Annotated in this window: 15 protein-coding genes and 2 tRNA genes; 16 read left to right on the top strand and 1 reads right to left on the bottom strand. The window is 70.8% G+C overall.

Features of this window, described 5'->3' with window-relative positions; translation table 11 throughout:
- The first annotated feature begins 85 nt into the window (after positions 1 to 85).
- From OG245_RS11290 to OG245_RS11275, 4 genes are all read left to right on the top strand, one after another.
- Positions 86 to 577: a hypothetical protein gene (locus tag OG245_RS11290; protein WP_371623390.1), complete on the top strand. Its 492-nt coding sequence runs from the start codon at positions 86 to 88 to the stop codon at positions 575 to 577.
- Between the two features lie 150 nt (positions 578 to 727).
- Positions 728 to 2,011: a glutamate-5-semialdehyde dehydrogenase gene (locus OG245_RS11285; RefSeq protein WP_371623389.1), complete on the top strand. Its 1,284-nt coding sequence runs from the start codon at positions 728 to 730 to the stop codon at positions 2,009 to 2,011.
- A 127-nt stretch (positions 2,012 to 2,138) separates the two neighbouring features.
- Positions 2,139 to 2,714: a hypothetical protein gene (locus tag OG245_RS11280; RefSeq protein ID WP_371623388.1), complete on the top strand. Its 576-nt coding sequence runs from the start codon at positions 2,139 to 2,141 to the stop codon at positions 2,712 to 2,714.
- A 205-nt stretch (positions 2,715 to 2,919) separates the two neighbouring features.
- On the top strand, positions 2,920 to 4,065 hold the full coding sequence (locus OG245_RS11275; protein WP_371623387.1) for a hypothetical protein: 1,146 nt from the start codon (positions 2,920 to 2,922) through the stop codon (positions 4,063 to 4,065).
- Here the strand turns inward: OG245_RS11275 and OG245_RS11270 are convergent.
- On the bottom strand, positions 3,980 to 5,146 hold the full coding sequence (locus OG245_RS11270; protein ID WP_371623386.1) for a M48 family metallopeptidase: 1,167 nt from the start codon (positions 5,144 to 5,146) through the stop codon (positions 3,980 to 3,982). The genes OG245_RS11275 and OG245_RS11270 overlap by 86 nt on opposite strands.
- A 111-nt stretch (positions 5,147 to 5,257) precedes the next feature.
- Between OG245_RS11270 and OG245_RS11265 the strand changes: the two genes are divergently transcribed.
- The 12 genes from OG245_RS11265 to OG245_RS11210 all read left to right on the top strand — a co-directional run bounded on the left by OG245_RS11265 (position 5,258) and on the right by OG245_RS11210 (position 15,568).
- A complete protein-coding gene (locus OG245_RS11265) occupies positions 5,258 to 5,410 on the top strand; it encodes a hypothetical protein (protein WP_003969217.1) in 153 nt (50 codons plus the stop codon).
- Between the two features lie 84 nt (positions 5,411 to 5,494).
- On the top strand, positions 5,495 to 5,659 hold the full coding sequence (locus OG245_RS11260) for a hypothetical protein (RefSeq protein ID WP_371623385.1): 165 nt from the start codon (positions 5,495 to 5,497) through the stop codon (positions 5,657 to 5,659).
- Between the two features lie 37 nt (positions 5,660 to 5,696).
- Positions 5,697 to 6,314: a nicotinate-nucleotide adenylyltransferase gene (gene nadD, locus OG245_RS11255; protein ID WP_371623384.1), complete on the top strand. Its 618-nt coding sequence runs from the start codon at positions 5,697 to 5,699 to the stop codon at positions 6,312 to 6,314.
- A 19-nt stretch (positions 6,315 to 6,333) separates the two neighbouring features.
- Entirely contained in the window at positions 6,334 to 8,145 is a 1,812-nt protein-coding gene (locus OG245_RS11250) for a LytR C-terminal domain-containing protein (RefSeq protein WP_371623383.1), read from the top strand.
- A 183-nt stretch (positions 8,146 to 8,328) separates the two neighbouring features.
- Entirely contained in the window at positions 8,329 to 8,760 is a 432-nt protein-coding gene (gene rsfS, locus OG245_RS11245; RefSeq protein ID WP_007449662.1) for a ribosome silencing factor, read from the top strand.
- Complete coding sequence (locus OG245_RS11240) at positions 8,757 to 9,410, top strand: histidine phosphatase family protein (protein WP_371627860.1); 654 nt, start codon at positions 8,757 to 8,759, stop codon at positions 9,408 to 9,410. Before rsfS ends, OG245_RS11240 begins: the two co-directional genes overlap by 4 nt.
- A gap of 140 nt (positions 9,411 to 9,550) precedes the next feature.
- Positions 9,551 to 9,623: transfer RNA gene (locus OG245_RS11235), tRNA-Ala, on the top strand.
- Positions 9,624 to 9,946: 323 nt separating this feature from the next.
- Complete coding sequence (locus OG245_RS11230) at positions 9,947 to 10,180, top strand: hypothetical protein (RefSeq protein ID WP_371623382.1); 234 nt, start codon at positions 9,947 to 9,949, stop codon at positions 10,178 to 10,180.
- A gap of 132 nt (positions 10,181 to 10,312) precedes the next feature.
- Positions 10,313 to 10,385 (top strand) — tRNA-Ala (locus OG245_RS11225).
- A gap of 380 nt (positions 10,386 to 10,765) precedes the next feature.
- Positions 10,766 to 13,639 carry a leucine--tRNA ligase gene (gene leuS / locus OG245_RS11220; protein ID WP_371623381.1) on the top strand — a complete coding sequence of 958 codons (2,874 nt, stop codon included), beginning with the start codon at positions 10,766 to 10,768 and terminating at the stop codon, positions 13,637 to 13,639.
- A 158-nt stretch (positions 13,640 to 13,797) separates the two neighbouring features.
- Positions 13,798 to 14,592, top strand: a complete 795-nt coding sequence (locus OG245_RS11215; protein WP_371623380.1) for a hypothetical protein — start codon at positions 13,798 to 13,800, stop codon at positions 14,590 to 14,592.
- Positions 14,593 to 14,722: 130 nt separating this feature from the next.
- Positions 14,723 to 15,568, top strand: a complete 846-nt coding sequence (locus tag OG245_RS11210; protein WP_371623379.1) for a DegV family protein — start codon at positions 14,723 to 14,725, stop codon at positions 15,566 to 15,568.
- The last annotated feature ends 366 nt before the right edge of the window (positions 15,569 to 15,934 follow it).

Below are 15,934 nucleotides of genomic sequence, written 5' to 3'. Positions count from 1 at the left end.
CCACCCCACGCCCGGCCGTGGACTGGTCCACTTTGTAGTGGGGAAACAGGGGTACCGCACAGCAACACATCACAGGAGGCCGCCGGTGAGACGAGTGCGCCCGGGGGCGCCGCCCCGAGGCACGGCCAACCGCGCCCTGACGAGTGTCGGAGCGGGGGCGGATCTCGACCGGAACCCCCTTCCGGCGGACGCCGTCGAACGGGAGCCGGTCGCGACGGCGAAGGAGGAGTCCCCGCAGTCCAAGCTCTGGCACATCACGCTCACCGTCTCGGGCGCCGAGACTCCGCTGGGGGAGGTCAGACGCGGCCTGGAACAGCTCGCGCACGACCATCCCTTCCTGCTGACCAGCCGCTACGCGAGCGACCACGCGGAGATCCGCTACTGGGAAGAAGCCCGCGACCTGCACGACGCGGCCGCGGTCGCGCTGCGGCTGTGGGGCGAGCACCGCTCCAGCGCCCAGCTCCCGCCCTGGGAGATCGTCGGCCTCGAAGTCATCGACCGCGAGACCTACCACCTGCGGATCGCCGAGGGCTACGGACCGCCGCCCGCGGCCCCCGTGGGCGTCCACCCCTACTGACCCCGGGCGAGCCACGGGCGGAGCGGGGCGATCAGGACCGGCCCCGGGGTGCTCCTCGGGCCGACCGGGACGCGTCCGCCTCCCGATGCGACCGTCTCGCATCACGGGATACGTGCCGGATGCCCGCAGAGCGCGCATTACTCTGCGGGCATGACCACGCTCTCGCCCTACGACAACCTCTCCCCGGTCGCGCAGACCGCCTACCGGGCCCGTGCCGCCGCCGCCGACATCGCGCCACTTCCGCGCGCGGCCAAGGACGACGCGCTGCTGGCCATCGCCGACGCCCTCGAAGTGCGCACGAGCGAGATCGTCGAGGCCAACGCGAAGGACATCGAGCGCGCCCGCGAGGCCGGGACGAGCGAAGGCATCATCGACCGCCTCACCCTCACCCCGGAACGCATCCGCGCCATCGCCGCCGACGTACGGGACGTCGCCGCGCTGCCCGACCCGGTCGGTGAGGTGGTGCGCGGCTCGACCCTGCCCAACGGCATCGACCTCCGGCAGGTGCGGGTCCCGCTCGGCGTGGTCGGCATCATCTACGAGGCCCGGCCCAACGTCACCGTCGACGCGGCCGCGCTCTGCCTGAAGTCCGGCAACGCGGTCCTGCTGCGCGGCTCCTCCTCCGCCTACGCCTCCAACACCGCCCTCGTGCGGGTCCTGCGCGACGCGGTCGGCGGCTCCGGCCTGCCGGCCGACGCGGTGCAGCTCGTCCCGGGCGAGAGCCGTGACTCCGTGCGCGAACTGATGCGGGCCCGCGGCCTGGTCGACGTCCTCATCCCGCGCGGCGGCGCCTCGCTGATCCGCACGGTCGTCGAGGAGTCCACCGTGCCCGTCATCGAGACCGGCACCGGAAACTGCCACGTCTACGTCGACGCGGAGACGGACCTGGCCATGGCGGTCGACATCCTGATCAACTCCAAGGCCCAGCGCCCCAGCGTCTGCAACGCGGCCGAGACCCTGCTCGTCCACAAGGACGTGGCGGACGCCTTCCTGCCGCTCGCCCTGGACGCGCTGGCCGAGGCCGGAGTCACCATCCACGGCGACGAGCACGTCCTGGCCCACGCCGAGGGATCCAAGGCCACCGTGGTCGCGGCGACCGCCGAGGACTGGGAGACCGAATACCTGTCGTACGACATCGCGGCGGCGGTCGTCGACTCCCTGGACGCGGCGGTCGCCCACATCCGGCTCTGGTCCTCCGGACACACCGAGGCGATCGTCACCACCTCGCAGGCAGCCGCCCGCCGGTTCACCCAATGGGTCGATTCGACCACGGTCGCCGTGAACGCCTCCACCCGCTTCACGGACGGCGGACAGTTCGGCTTCGGCGCCGAGATCGGCATCTCCACGCAGAAGCTGCACGCCCGCGGCCCGATGGGCCTGCCCGAGCTGACCTCGACGAAGTACATCGTCACGGGGGACGGGCACATCCGCTAGACCTCCGTCCGGCCCTCCCGGTCGGCCCCTCCCACCGGGAGGGGCCGACCGCGTGTTCCCCCGTGCCGATCCGGGGGAGTTCGCGGGGTCCCTGCCCAAAAGGTCCCTTCCGGGCTACGCTGAACCCGTGCCGGACGACGTGGGGGGCAAGCCGTTTCCTGACGGCTGGGAGCCCGACGACGACCGCGGGGGCGCGGACGAGGACTTCGCCTCCGTGGTGTTCGACGAGGACTTCGTCCGGTCGGCGCCCGTCCACGAGCCCACCGCCGTGGAGCGGCTGCTCGCCGCCGCCGAGGCCGACGCCGCCCGCGCCCGACGGATCCGTCGCGCGGACGACGACGCGTACGGCCCCTACGGCGGCCCCCGGGGCTACCACGACCCCCAGGACCTCGATTACGACCCGGACCACGGCATCGGGGACGACGACTACGCCCCGGGCCCCTACGGCCGTCACGGCGGCTCCCTGCGCCCCTACCGCAACTCCGCCCGCTGGCACCGCCCGGTCGCCTGGCTGCTGGCCCTGGTGATGGGCGTCGGCCTGGTCTCCCTCGCCTTCTCCGCGGTCTACCGGGGCGCCTCGAACAACCGCCAGGACCAGGTGCCGCCGCCCGTCACCAGTGGCGTGGACAAGCCCGGGGCCGCCCCGTCGGCCTCGGCGGACTACTCCCGCCCCACGGTCTCCGCGGAGCCCCGGGTGCCCTGAACCCGGCCCTTCCGTCACCCGTTCGCCGACGGCCGTCCCGGACGCCCCGCAGTTCCCCGCCGCCTCCGTGTTTACGCGGGCCGCAATCGACCTACCCTCAAGATGTGACCCCTCGTTCCCAGGGGGGCTTCTCGCTGTGGACGCCGCCCGGCCGAAGCAGACCGTTGCGCACCGACCGACCGGTGTGGAGATCGGGAGAGAAGTCATGACAGGCCGCTCAGATCCACCGGACGGTGCGCCCGAGAACCCCTCGGGCGGCGAGGACGAGTACCGCTCGCTCGTCTTCGACGAATCGTTCGTCCAGGCTGCGCGGATGCAGGAGTTCTCGGCGCGGGAACGGATGGGCGAGCACGCCCGCGCCGTCCGCGCGCTGCCCGACGGGCACGTCTCCGTCCGCGGCGGCGGCTCCCGGGCCGCCATAGCCCTGGTCGTCCTCATCGCCCTGGCCTTCGCGGTGGCCGTCTACATCGGATTCCGCAGCCCGTATCCCCAGCCGGCCACCCGGCGTGCCGAACCCCTGCGGACCACCGTCGTCCCCCTGGCCCCCCGCGGCGCCGTACCGGGCGGGTCACCCGAGCGGCTGTACCGGGCCGAGCCGGTCTCCACGTTCCGCACGGGCGCGGCAGGCATCAACTACCCCGCCGTGGAGCGCACCCAGAACTTCTCCGACAGCCAGATCACCGCCGCTCTCGCCACGGCCAAGGACTACCTGGTGGAGTCGTCCCTGAACCCCGACGTCCTCACCGGCTCCGTACGCCGGCCCGTCGAGCACCTCCTCGACCCGGACCAGCGCCCGCAGTTCGAACAGAGCCTGAGCAGCCCGGCGGACGACGGGAGCGGAGCCGCCACCGGCTGGTTGGTGCGCTTCGACCCGGAGCAGGTGGAGCTCGCGGACCCGCGGATCCGGGTCCACGGCACCCTCCGCTACGAGGAGGAGGCCCCGGGCATCCTCGGCGTCGTCTCGGACCACACGTTCACCTACGCCCTGCGCCCGGCGGACGGGCCACACCGGGATGACGACGCCTCCCTGTTCACCGTGCGGCGCGAGTTGCACTTCCGCTTCGACCGGGAGGACCTGCGACTGCACCGCCTGGAGCTGCGCACCGCCCATGTCCAGGCCGGGCCGCAGTCCTGCTCGGCCGACGCGACCGGGATGCTCCGCCCGCTCCTCGCCGGGGAACGGGCGGACGCCCGCGGACCCGCCGCCACCGACCCGTACGCCACGGGCCGGCCCACGGCGGCGCTGTGCGGGGCCCTGGAGGCCGTCAGCTCCCCGACGGCCCCGACGACGACGTCCCCGGGCCCTCCTCAGGGTCCTGAGGCCGGCCGGACGTCCCGTCCCCGCCCGTAGCGGAACCGCCGTCCGTGGCGGAACCGTCGGACGGGCCCTGCGCCCCGCCCTTGGCGCCCCCGGCTCCGGTGAACCGGTCGCGCAGCTTGCCGCCGAGGTCTCCCGCGCCGCCGGCGATGTCGCCCACGAGCTTCATCAGCGGGTCCTTGCTGGTGCGCACCGTGTCCGCGTAGTGCGAGGCGGACTCGCGGAACGAGTCGGTCACCGAGGTGTCCTTGTCCTCGTCGCGCCGTGGGTAGTGGCCGTCCATGATCCGCTGGAAGTCGCGGGTCTCCGACCACTTCTTCAGCTCGGCGGCCCGCACGGTGGTGAACGGGTGCGTGCGGGGCAGCACATTGAGGATCTTGAGGACGGAGTCCCGGAGGTCGCCGCCCTTCTCGTACTCGTCGGCCTGGGCGAGGAAGGCGTCCACGTTCATCTCGTGGAGGTGATTACCGCCCGCGATCTTCATCAGACCGCGCATGGAGGCCGTGATGTCCTGGCCGACCAGCAGCCCGGCCCGGTCCGCGGACAGCTCCGACTTGCGGAACCACTCGCGCAGCGCCGTCACTATCGCCATGATCGCCACATTGCCCAGCGGGATCCAGGCGACCTTCACGGCGAGGTTGGTCAGGAAGAGCAGTATCGTCCGGTACACCGAGTGACCGGAGAGCGCGTGGCCCACCTCGTGGCCCACCACCGCCCGCATCTCCTCCTCGTCGAGCAGCTCGACCAGGCCGGTGGTGACCACGATGATCGGCTCGTCCAGCCCGATGCACATGGCGTTGGGCTGCGGGTCCTGCTTCACGTACATCGGCGGGACCTTCTCCAGGTCCAGGATGTAACACGCGTCCCGCAGCATGTCGTTCAGGTGGGCGAACTGCGCGTCGCTCACCCGGACGGAGTCGGAGAGGAAGAGCAGCCGCAGGCTGCGCTCCGGGAGCAGCCCGCTGAGCGCCTTGAACACGGTGTCGAACCCGGTCAGCTTGCGCAGGGCCACCAGGGCCGAGCGGTCGGCGGGGTGCTCGTAGGCCCGGGAGGAGATCCCGGGGAATCGCCGGCGCTGCCTGCTCGGCACGTTCTCGTGACTGCTGTCGGTCATGGATGGCCCCCTGTTCGTACGAGACGTTGCTCGTCCCCCGGACAAAACCCAGCGTATGCGCTGGCGCTACGGTGTGCGGGGGGCTGTGGATAACCTTGAGGAGCGCCCGAAATGCCGCACACCGCCGTACTGCTCGCCGCCGCGTCCGAGGAGCAGGGACCGGGTGACACCCTCCGGATCGTGCTGCTCGTCTCGATCCTCGGAGCGGTGCTGCTCGCCTGGTTCCTGCTGCGCGGATACCGCAACGACGACAACAACGACTGAGTCGCCGTGAGCGTGCCCGAGGGTCCCGCATACGATGGGGCCGACGTCTTCCTTCCGATTCACGATCGATAGGTCCTGCCGAAGATGAGCCTCACGAGCACCGCACACCAGCTTGCCACTCTTGCCTCCGGGGGCGGCGAGGGCGGCGGCAACCACGAAAGCCTCAACCCCTACTTCGTCGGCGCCGGGGCCTTTGTCGCGCTGATGCTGCTTCTGTGGATCACCATCAGCTTCAACCGCGACCGCTGAGCCGGGGCGTACAGCTGTGCCAGTAGGCTCTGCACGCATGGGAGAGCAGGAAGTGCCTACCGGCCCCGGCAAACGCCGTATCGGCGTGATGGGCGGGACATTCGACCCGATCCACCATGGACACCTGGTGGCGGCCAGTGAAGTGGCCGCCCAGTTCCATCTCGACGAGGTCGTCTTCGTCCCGACCGGGCAGCCGTGGCAGAAGAGCCACAAGACCGTCTCCCCGGCCGAGGACCGCTATCTGATGACCGTCATCGCCACCGCGTCCAACCCGCAGTTCTCCGTGAGCCGCAGTGACATCGACCGTGGCGGACCGACGTACACCATCGATACGCTGCGGGATCTGCGCGAGGTCCACGGCGAGGCGGACCTCTTCTTCATCACCGGCGCCGACGCGTTGTCCCAGATCCTCACCTGGCGCGACGCGGAGGAGCTGTTCTCGCTCTCCCACTTCATCGGTGTGACCCGTCCGGGTCACGTGCTCACGGACGACGGACTGCCCGAGGGCGGTGTCTCCCTCGTGGAGGTGCCCGCGCTGGCAATCTCGTCCACGGACTGCCGTGAGAGGGTCGCGCAGGGGGAGCCGGTCTGGTACCTGGTGCCGGACGGGGTGGTCCGCTACATCGACAAGCGCCAGCTGTACCGCGGCGAGTGAGCCACGGAGAGGGGCACCGGTGAACGACCGACAGAACCCGTACGACCCGTACTACCAGGAGCCGCAGATCGTCGGCTACGACGCGTACGGGCAGCCGGTCTACCAGCAGCAGGGCCACCAGCAGTACGACCAGCCGGGTCAGCAGGGTCAGCAGGGCCAGGTCTACGACCCCTACGCCGCCCAGCCGGGTCAGGGCCACCCAACCCAGGACGCCGGCTACGGCTACGACGCCTACGGCAACCCTCAGCAGCAGCCCCAGGGCTACGACCCCTACGCGGGCCTGCACCCGGGCCAGCCGTCCCAGCAGGGCCAGGGCGCCGACCAGGGGTACGGCTACGGCTCCTACACCGACTACGGCTACGCGACCGGGCAGCAGCCCGCCGCGGTCGACACCGGCCAGCACTGGAGCGTGCCGCAGCAGGGCGTGGCCCCCGCACCGGAACAGGCCCCGCAGCAGGCTCCCGCACAGCAGCCGCAGCCGCAGCCGCAGCCGCAGCCGCAGCCGCAGTCGCCTGGAGCGGCGGAGGCGGAGGTGGAGGCGGAGGCCGCGCTTCCGGGGCAGCGCAAGCCCGCCCCCGACTACCGCACCGAGCAGTTCTCGTTCATCGAGGAGCCCGACGAGGACTCCGAAGACGTCATCGACTGGCTGAAGTTCACCGAGAGCCGCAGCGAGCGGCGCGAGGAGGCGCGGCGCAAGGGCCGCAACCGGATGGTCGCCCTGGTCGTCGTCGCCGTTCTCGTCGTCGTCGGCGGGGCCGGCTACCTCTGGTCCGCCGACATGATCCCGGGCCTGTCCGGATCGGACGAGAAGAAAGCCGTGGCCGCCGGCGCGCAGCAGCGCGACATGATGGTGGTGCACCTGCACGACACGAAGAAGGGCGGCACCTCGACGGCGCTGCTCGTCGACAACGCCACCACCAAGCAGGGCACCACCGTCCTGCTGCCCAACTCCCTCGCCGTCGCGGGCGACGACGGGACCACCACCACACTCGGCAAGTCCGTCGAGGACGACGGCAGGACCGGCACCCGTGAGGCGATCGACACCCTCCTGGGCACCCGGATCACCGGCACCTGGCGGCTGGACACCCCGTACCTGGAGAACCTCGTCGAGCTGGTCGGCAACATCGAGGTCGACACCGACACGGCAGTGCCCGGCGCGAAGAAGGGCGAATCGCCCCTGGTGAACAAGGGCGAGGGCCAGACGCTCAGCGGCCCGATGGCCGTCGCGTACGCCACGTACCGTGCGCCGGGGGAGCCCGAGGCCAAGCAGCTGACGCGGTTCGGCGAGGTCATGCGGGCCACGCTGCGGAAGATCTCCGAGGACCCCAAGGCCGCGACCGTCACCATCGAGACGCTGCTCCAGGTGCTGGACCCGTCGCTGCCCGAGAAGGACCTCGGGGCCTCGCTCGCCAAGCTGGCCTCGCGGGCCAAGGTCGGCGACTACAAGACGGCCCTCCTGCCGGTCCAGGAGGACGGCACGCTCACCGAGGCCGACACCCGCGGCGTCGTCAAGAACATCCTCGGCGGCACGGTGAAGGCTCCGGAGGCGGGCGCTCCGCTCCGGGTCGCCGTCCGCAACGCCACCGGGAACCAGAAGGCGGCGGAGGCCGCCCGGGTCCAGCTGGTCAACGGCGGTTACGCCTTCGTGGACAGCGGCAAGGCAGGGGCCGAGGCGTCGTCCCTCGTGCTCTACCGGTCCGCGGAGGACAAGGAGAAGGCCGTCGAGGTGGCCAAGACCCTGGGCCTTTCCGCAGGCGACGTGAAGAAGGGCGAGCCGGCCGCCAACGCCGACGTGTCCGCGGTCCTCGGCCAGGACTACGAGGTCCCGTAGCCCGCTCGGGGGCACCGGCCGGCGCTCCGGCACCGGCCGGTGACCGTCGTGGGAGCCGTTCGGTGTCCGCCGTCGAGTCCGGCCCGATCCCCGTCCGGAGCCCTGCCGGGAAACGCAGTAAGGCTCTGTCGGCGGTCCGTGAGACCCTAGAGGTTGCATCCGACCGCCGACGAAAGCCTGCATGTGACCGCCACGGACCGCTCCATCGAGCTCATCAACGCCGCCGCTCAGGCGGCCGCCGACCGGCTCGCGCACGACATCATCGCCTACGACGTCAGCGACGTGCTGTCGATCACCGACGCCTTCCTGCTCGCCTCGGCCCCCAACGACCGCCAGGTCAAGTCGATCGTCGACGAGATCGAGGAGCGGCTCCAGAAGGAGCTCGGCGTCAAGCCGGTGCGCCGCGAGGGCGACCGCGACGCCCGCTGGATCCTCCTCGACTACGTCGACATCGTCATCCACGTCCAGCACAGCGAGGAGCGCGTCTTCTACGCGCTGGAGCGCCTGTGGAAGGACTGCCCGGAGATCGCCCTCCCCGAGGACGCGATCAAGACCCGTGGCAAGGCCGAGGAGCACGCACAGCTCAACGGCGGCACGGAAGGTGACCAGAGCTGAACGGCAGCGGCAGCGGCACGGGCCGCAGGATCGTCCTCTGGCGGCACGGCCAGACGGCGTGGAACCTGGAGCGCCGTTTCCAGGGCTCCACGGACATCGAGCTCACCGAGGTGGGCGTCGGGCAGGCCCGCCGTGCCGCCCGGCTGCTCGCCTCGCTCAAGCCGGACGCCATCGTGGCCTCAGACCTGCGACGGGCGGCGGCCACCGCCGCCGAGCTCTCCGCCGTCAGCGGCCTCGCCGTCGCACACGACGCCTCACTCCGTGAGACGTACGCCGGCGCCTGGCAGGGGCTGACCCACCAGGAGATCGTCGAGCGCTTCGGCGACCAGTACGCGGCCTGGAAGCGCGGCGAGCCGGTGCGCCGGGGCGGCGGCGAGCTGGAGACCGAGGTCGCCGACCGGGCGGCGCCGGTCGTTCTGGAGCACGCGGAGAAGCTCCCGGAGAACGGCACGCTCGTCGTGGTCAGCCACGGCGGCACGATCAGGACGACGATCGGCCGCCTGCTCGGCCTGGAGGCGCACCACTGGGAAGGGCTCGGCGGGCTGTCCAACTGCTGCTGGTCCGTCCTCGGCGAGGGCGCGCGCGGCTGGCGTCTGCTGGAACACAACGCCGGCACGCTCCCGGAGCCGGTCCTCGGCGACGACGACTAGGCCGTCGTCGGGAGGCAGTCGAGAGGCCGTTCGCGGGTCGTCCTCGGGCGGCCCGGGCCGGATTTCACTTTCCGGCCGGTCGCAGGCTAAAGTTCTTCTTGTTCGCAGCGCGGAAACGCAGGGAAACAACAGCGAACAGCGGGGCTATAGCTCAGTTGGTAGAGCGCCTGCATGGCATGCAGGAGGTCAGGAGTTCAATTCTCCTTAGCTCCACAATCAGGATCCCGTCCCTACCAGGGGGCGGGATCTTCTGTATAGGGGCGCCGGGCGGGCTGACCCCCTTGCGGGGCCATGGCAGAATCGGAACGCCGGAGGGGGCGACGTACCGATCGGGAGGGAGCGCGATGCCTGCGAGTCGCGAACACGTCCCCGACCAGCCTCTCGTCTCCGCCCAGACCTCCGGCCCCGTACCGTTCGAAGATCGATCCCGTCTCGGCTGTCCGTCCTGCGGTTCGTCCCATGTGGCCCAGGTTCTGGGTGACAACGGAGGGGTCTCCTACGTGTGCACGGCCTGCGGCCACAGCTGGAGCTGACTGATGGGTGCACACAGGCGTAAGTGCGACTGGTGCGGCAGCGGTACGCCCATCGTCAGGGACATGGACCCGGTCAACACGGAGTACCAGTACTGGTGCGAGGAATGCGCACGGGCGCTGATCATAAAAGGCGACCCGATCGAGACCTATCGGGAGCTGGAGGGGGAGCCGATCTACGGGCGGCTCCTGGAGGAGCACTGCACCCTCAAGCGCTTCTACTCCTTCGCGACCGCCTGACCTGCGGCTGACGATCCGCCGATCGGGATGATTCGGGCATATCAGTGCGGACCGGAAACGATTTGGTGAAGCACCGGGGGGACCGTGTAATGTTCTCGATGTCGCCAAGGGAAACCGGGCGGCAAGCAGCGAGGGGCTATAGCTCAGTTGGTAGAGCGCCTGCATGGCATGCAGGAGGTCAGGAGTTCAATTCTCCTTAGCTCCACAAGATCGACAGTGAGAAGCGGGCCACCCGGATCGGGTGGCCCGCTTCTTTTGTCCGGTCGGATCTGCTCGGCCGGGTCTGCCCTCAGGTCTACCCTGTCAGGTCTGCTCGGTCGGGTCTGTCTGTTCGATCGCGTCCGTCCGGATCGGGCCTGTCCGGATCGCCCCGCGCGCGATGTCCGCCCCCTGGTTACTCCCCGCTCCCTTCCGGGCCCGTGCGGTACCCTGACGCCATGCGTGCCGTACGCCTTCTGCTTAGCGAGCCGCGCTGAACAGTCCCGACCGGTGAGAACGCCTGGTCGGAGTCAGCGCGGCGTCCCCTCCTGTGCGAGGGGATTTTTCGTTTCCCGGCAGATGACGATCGATGGAGCTTTGAGGATCATGAGCGAGACGAATTCCGCAGCCGAGACGGCCGCGCCGCACCGCTACACGGCGGCGATGGCCGCCGACATCGAGGCACGCTGGCAGGACTTCTGGGACGCCGAGGGGACGTACGAGGCCCCGAATCCCACCGGTGACCTGGCGGGCGACCCGGAGCTGGCCGCCAAGCCGAAGAAGTTCATCATGGACATGTTCCCGTACCCCTCGGGTGCGGGCCTGCACGTCGGACACCCGCTGGGCTACATCGCCACCGATGTCTACGCCCGCCACCAGCGGATGACCGGCCACAACGTGCTGCACACCCTGGGCTTCGACGCCTTCGGCCTGCCCGCCGAGCAGTACGCGGTGCAGACGGGCACCCACCCCCGGGTCTCCACCGAGGCCAACATGGAGAACATGAAGGCCCAGCTGCGCCGGCTGGGTCTGGGCCACGACAACCGCCGCTCCTTCGCGACGATCGAGGCCGAGTACTACAAGTGGACGCAGTGGATCTTCCTGCAGATCTTCAACTCCTGGTACGACTCCGAGGCCGACCGGGCCCGCCCGATCGCCGAGCTGGTCGAGCAGTTCGAGAGCGGCACGCGTGCGACTCCCGACGGCCGTGAGTGGAGTGCGCTGAGCGCCACCGAGCGCGCCGACCTGCTGAGCGAGTACCGCCTGGCGTACGCCTCCGACGCTCCCGTGAACTGGTCGCCCGGCCTGGGCACCGTCCTGGCCAACGAGGAGGTCACCGCCGACGGCCGCTCCGAGCGCGGCAACTTCCCCGTCTTCAAGGCCAAGCTGCGCCAGTGGAACATGCGCATCACCTCCTACGCCGACCGGCTGCTGAACGACCTGGACGGGCTGGACTGGCCCGAGGCCATCAAGCTGCAGCAGCGCAACTGGATCGGCCGCTCCGAGGGCGCCCGGATCGAGTTCCCGGTGGACACCGCCGGGGGCATCACCGTCTTCACCACCCGCCAGGACACCCTGTTCGGCGCGACGTACATGGTGCTGGCGCCCGAGCACGACATGGTCGAGCGGATCATTCCGGCCGCCTGGCCCGAGGGCACCCACCCGGTGTGGACCGGCGGCCACGCGAGCCCGGCCGAGGCCGTCACCGCGTACCGCAAGCAGGCCGCCGCCAAGTCCGACGTCGAGCGGCAGGCCGAGGCCAAGGACAAGACCGGCGTCTTCACCGGCGCGTACGCGACCAATCCGGTCAGCGGCGAGAAGGTCCCCGTCTTCATCGCCGACTACGTCCTGATGGGCTACGGCACCGGCGCGATCATGGCCGTACCGGCGCACGACACGCGCGACTTCGCCTTCGCGCGCGCCTTCGAGCTGCCGATGCGCTGCGTGGTCCAGCCGTCGGACGATCGCGGAACCGACCCCTCCACGTGGGACGACGCCTTCGTCTCGTACGACGCGGAACTGGTCGACTCCGCGAACGAGGAGATCTCGCTGGACGGCCTGGGCGTCGTCGAGGCCAAGGTGAGGATCACCGACTGGCTGAAGGAGCACGGCGCCGGCGAGGGCACCGTCAACTTCCGCCTGCGCGACTGGCTGTTCAGCCGTCAGCGCTACTGGGGCGAGCCGTTCCCGATCGTGTACGACGAGGACGGCGTCGCCCACCCGCTGCCCGAGTCGATGCTGCCGCTGGAGCTGCCCGAGGTCGAGGACTACTCCCCGCGCACCTTCGACCCGGAGGACGCGACCGCCCAGCCCGAGACCCCGCTGTCGCGCAACGCCGACTGGGTCAACGTCACGCTGGACCTGGGCGACGGCGCCGGTCCGCGGAAGTACCGCCGCGAGACCAACACCATGCCCAACTGGGCGGGCTCCTGCTGGTACGAGCTGCGCTACCTGGACCCGAACAACGACCGGCAACTGGTCGACCCGGCGATCGAGCAGTACTGGATGGGCCCGCGCGAGGGTCAGCCCACCGGCGGTGTCGACCTGTACGTCGGCGGCGCCGAGCACGCCGTGCTGCACCTGCTGTACGCGCGCTTCTGGTCCAAGGTGCTGCACGACCTGGGCCACATCTCCTCCGCCGAGCCGTTCCACAAGCTGTACAACCAGGGCATGATCCAGGCCTTCGTATACCGCGACAGCCGGGGCATCGCCGTCCCCGCCGCCGAGGTGGAGGAGCGCGACGGCGCGTTCTTCCACGAGGGCGAGAAGGTCAGCCGTGTTCTGGGCAAGATGGGCAAGTCCCTGAAGAACGCGGTCACGCCGGACGAGATCTGCGCCGAGTACGGTGCGGACACCCTGCGCCTGTACGAGATGGCGATGGGCCCCCTGGACGTGTCGCGCCCCTGGGACACCCGGGCGGTGGTCGGCCAGTACCGGCTGCTGCAGCGACTGTGGCGCAATGTGGTCGACGAGGAGACCGGTGGGATCACCGTCGTCGACACGGAGCCCGGCGAGGACACGCTGCGCGCCCTGCACAAGGCCATCGACGGGGTCGGCCAGGACATGGCGGGGATGCGGTTCAACACCGCCATCGCCAAGGTCACCGAGCTGAACAACCACCTGACGAAGGCCGGCGGTCCGCTGTCGCGCTCCGTCGCCGAGCGGCTGGTCCTGCTGATCGCCCCGCTGGCCCCGCACATCGCGGAGGAGCTGTGGCGGCGACTGGGCCACACCGGGTCGGTCGTGCACCAGGACTTCCCGGTGGCGGACCCGGCGTACGTGGTGGACGAGACCGTCACCTGCGTCGTCCAGATCAAGGGCAAGGTCAGGGCCCGCCTGGAGGTCTCGCCCGCCATCGCGGACGAGGAGCTGGAGGCGCTGGCCCTGGGCGACGAGGCGGTCGTCGCGGCGCTGGGCGGGGCCGGGATCCGCAAGGTGATCGTGCGCGCGCCGAAGCTGGTGAACATCGTTCCCGCGTGACGTCCCCTCGACGTCGCTCCGAGACGTTCCCCTGAACAGTGGGGGCCATCCCCTACGGGCAGGTTGGGGGTTCCGAAGGAACCCTCGGCCTGCCCGTTCCGTTTACGGTGGAGGGGCGACCGGTATCGGCGGCCGCATCGAGATATCGAGGGGCATTCATGGAAGCCGCGATCACGATCCTGGCGTTGCTCTTGGTCGCGTTCGTCGCGCTGGGTGTCTACGCGACGGTGAAGGCCGTCGGCGCGGCCAAGCGGGGCGTGGACCGCACGATCACGCAGGCCCGGCGCACCGTGGAGGACACCACGCTCCGGGCCAAGAGCTTCGGGCAGACGGGTGTCGCCGGTGAGCTGGCGCAGCTCCGGCTCGCCCTGCGCACCTCGATGCGGGCCACGCAGGACGCCCTGCACGCCGGCGTCGCCGAGGACGCGTCCCTGGCGGAGTCGGTGGCGCTGTTCCGGCGGCTGAGCGAGCACGGCCTCGAACTGGACGACGAGCTGAAGCGGCTGGAGCGCGAGCCGGACCGGGCGACGGTCGCGGGTCTGCTGCCCAAGCTGAAGGAACGCACACAGCGGATCACGCACTCGGCGGAGTCGCTGCGCTGGGCGGCGCGGGACCGGGCGCGGCAGTTCGCCGACGACGACCTGGACGCGCTGAACGCGCAGATCGACATCGAGGCCGGCGCGCTGCGGCACTGGACCGTCGAGGAGCCGTCGCAGGCCTCCGGCGCGGGGGCCTCCGCCTCGACAGCGGCCCACGGCCCCGGGACGGACTGGCCCGAGCCCGCCTCGGCGGATCCCTCGGCGGACCCCTCGGCCGGGAACAGCAGCACGGCCGACCAGGCGTGGTCCGGACCCACCCGCGAGGAGGGCCCGCAGGCGATCACCGCACCGGACCCGCGGCTGCGCACGACCTACCCCTGGCAGAAGTCCACCCGGCCGGAAACGACGAACTGACGCACACCTGGCCGTGCGACCTCGCTTGAGTGCCTATGACCCGGCCGGATACGCTCCGAAGCGGCTATGAACGATCAGAGGGCCGGGGCCGGGCTGCCGCACTCCCACCACGCCAGGTAACCTCCGGCTCATGTCCCGCCATGTCGCTATCGTCACCGATTCCACGGCCTACCTGCCGCGCCCGACGATGGAACGGCACGGCATCACCGCAGTGCCGCTGACCGTCGTCCTCGGCGACCGGGCGCTGGAGGAGGGCACGGAGATCTCGGCCCGCTCGCTCGCCCTGGCTCTGCAGAAACGCCACTCCGTGACCACGTCCCGCCCCAGCCCCGAGGTCTTCGCCGCGGCCTACCGGGCGGCGGCCGAGGACGGGGCCGACGCGGTGGTGTCCCTGCACCTGTCGTCGGAGTTCTCGGGCACGTACGACGCGGCGCTGCTCGCGGCGAAGGACGCCCCCGTTCCGGTACGGGTGGTGGACACCGGAATGGTCGCCATGGCCCTGGGGTTCTGTGCTCTGGCGGCGGCGGAGAGCGCCGAGGCGGGCGGCGGCCCGGACGATGCGGTGTCGGCTGCGGAGAAGCGGGCCGCCGGCACCTCGGCGTATTTCTATGTCGACACGCTCGACTATCTGCGCCGGGGCGGACGCATCGGCACGGCCCAGGCCCTGCTGGGATCCGCGCTGGCGGTGAAGCCGATCCTGGAGCTGGACGCGGGACGGATCGAGATGCTGGAGAAGGTGCGGACGGCTTCCAAGGCCATTGCCCGCCTGGAGGAGATCGTCGCCGAGCGGGCGGGGACGGCCCCGGTGGACATCGCCGTCCACCACCTGGCCGCCCCGGAGCGCGCGGAGCGCCTGGCCGAGCGGCTGCGCGAGCGCGTTCCCGGCCTGGTCGATCTCCACGTCAGCGAGGTCGGCGCGGTGATCGGGGCGCACACGGGGCCGGGGCTGCTCGGCGCGGTGATCTCGGTGCGGTGAAACGCGCTGCGTGGATCGCGCTGCGGAGATTCACCCCGGGGAGTGGCCGAGTTGTCCACAACTGCCGGACTGTCCACAGGAATCGAGGCTGCTCAGCGGGTTCGGGCGGATGTGCCTAACGTCGTGAGGCATGGCCCTTCGACCTCCTCGGGCGTCGGCTTCCGACGCTCTGCCCACCGCTGCCCCGTCGTCCGATTCCTCGTCCGCCCCCGTCTCCGCCCCCGCCTCCGTCCTCACCTCCTCGTCCACCGACGCTTCTACGTTCCTGGCTCCGCCCGACCCGTTGTCCGGGCGGAGGCCCGCACGGGCGCGGCACGGATCCGGCACTCGCCCGGGCGGCCGGGCGGGAGCGGGCCCCGGCGCTCG

The organism is Streptomyces sp. NBC_01116 (assembly GCF_041435495.1).
In the GTDB taxonomy this organism is placed as follows: Bacteria; Actinomycetota; Actinomycetes; order Streptomycetales; family Streptomycetaceae; genus Streptomyces.
Note: the sequence above shows the minus strand (reverse complement) of the source record. Positions and strands in the feature narration are given on the sequence as shown.

What these genes read in the sequence shown, in the direction of transcription:
- OG245_RS11285 (WP_371623389.1), top strand. Translation starts at nt 728, where the DNA reads ATGACCACGCTCTCGCCCTACGACAACCTCTCCCCGGTCGCGCAGACC.
- OG245_RS11275 (WP_371623387.1), top strand. Translation starts at nt 2,920, where the DNA reads ATGACAGGCCGCTCAGATCCACCGGACGGTGCGCCCGAGAACCCCTCG.
- OG245_RS11270 (WP_371623386.1), bottom strand. Translation starts at nt 5,146, where the DNA reads ATGACCGACAGCAGTCACGAGAACGTGCCGAGCAGGCAGCGCCGGCGA.
- OG245_RS11265 (WP_003969217.1), top strand. Translation starts at nt 5,258, where the DNA reads ATGCCGCACACCGCCGTACTGCTCGCCGCCGCGTCCGAGGAGCAGGGA.
- OG245_RS11260 (WP_371623385.1), top strand. Translation starts at nt 5,495, where the DNA reads ATGAGCCTCACGAGCACCGCACACCAGCTTGCCACTCTTGCCTCCGGG.
- nadD (WP_371623384.1), top strand. Translation starts at nt 5,697, where the DNA reads ATGGGAGAGCAGGAAGTGCCTACCGGCCCCGGCAAACGCCGTATCGGC.
- OG245_RS11230 (WP_371623382.1), top strand. Translation starts at nt 9,947, where the DNA reads ATGGGTGCACACAGGCGTAAGTGCGACTGGTGCGGCAGCGGTACGCCC.
- leuS (WP_371623381.1), top strand. Translation starts at nt 10,766, where the DNA reads ATGAGCGAGACGAATTCCGCAGCCGAGACGGCCGCGCCGCACCGCTAC.
- OG245_RS11215 (WP_371623380.1), top strand. Translation starts at nt 13,798, where the DNA reads ATGGAAGCCGCGATCACGATCCTGGCGTTGCTCTTGGTCGCGTTCGTC.
- OG245_RS11210 (WP_371623379.1), top strand. Translation starts at nt 14,723, where the DNA reads ATGTCCCGCCATGTCGCTATCGTCACCGATTCCACGGCCTACCTGCCG.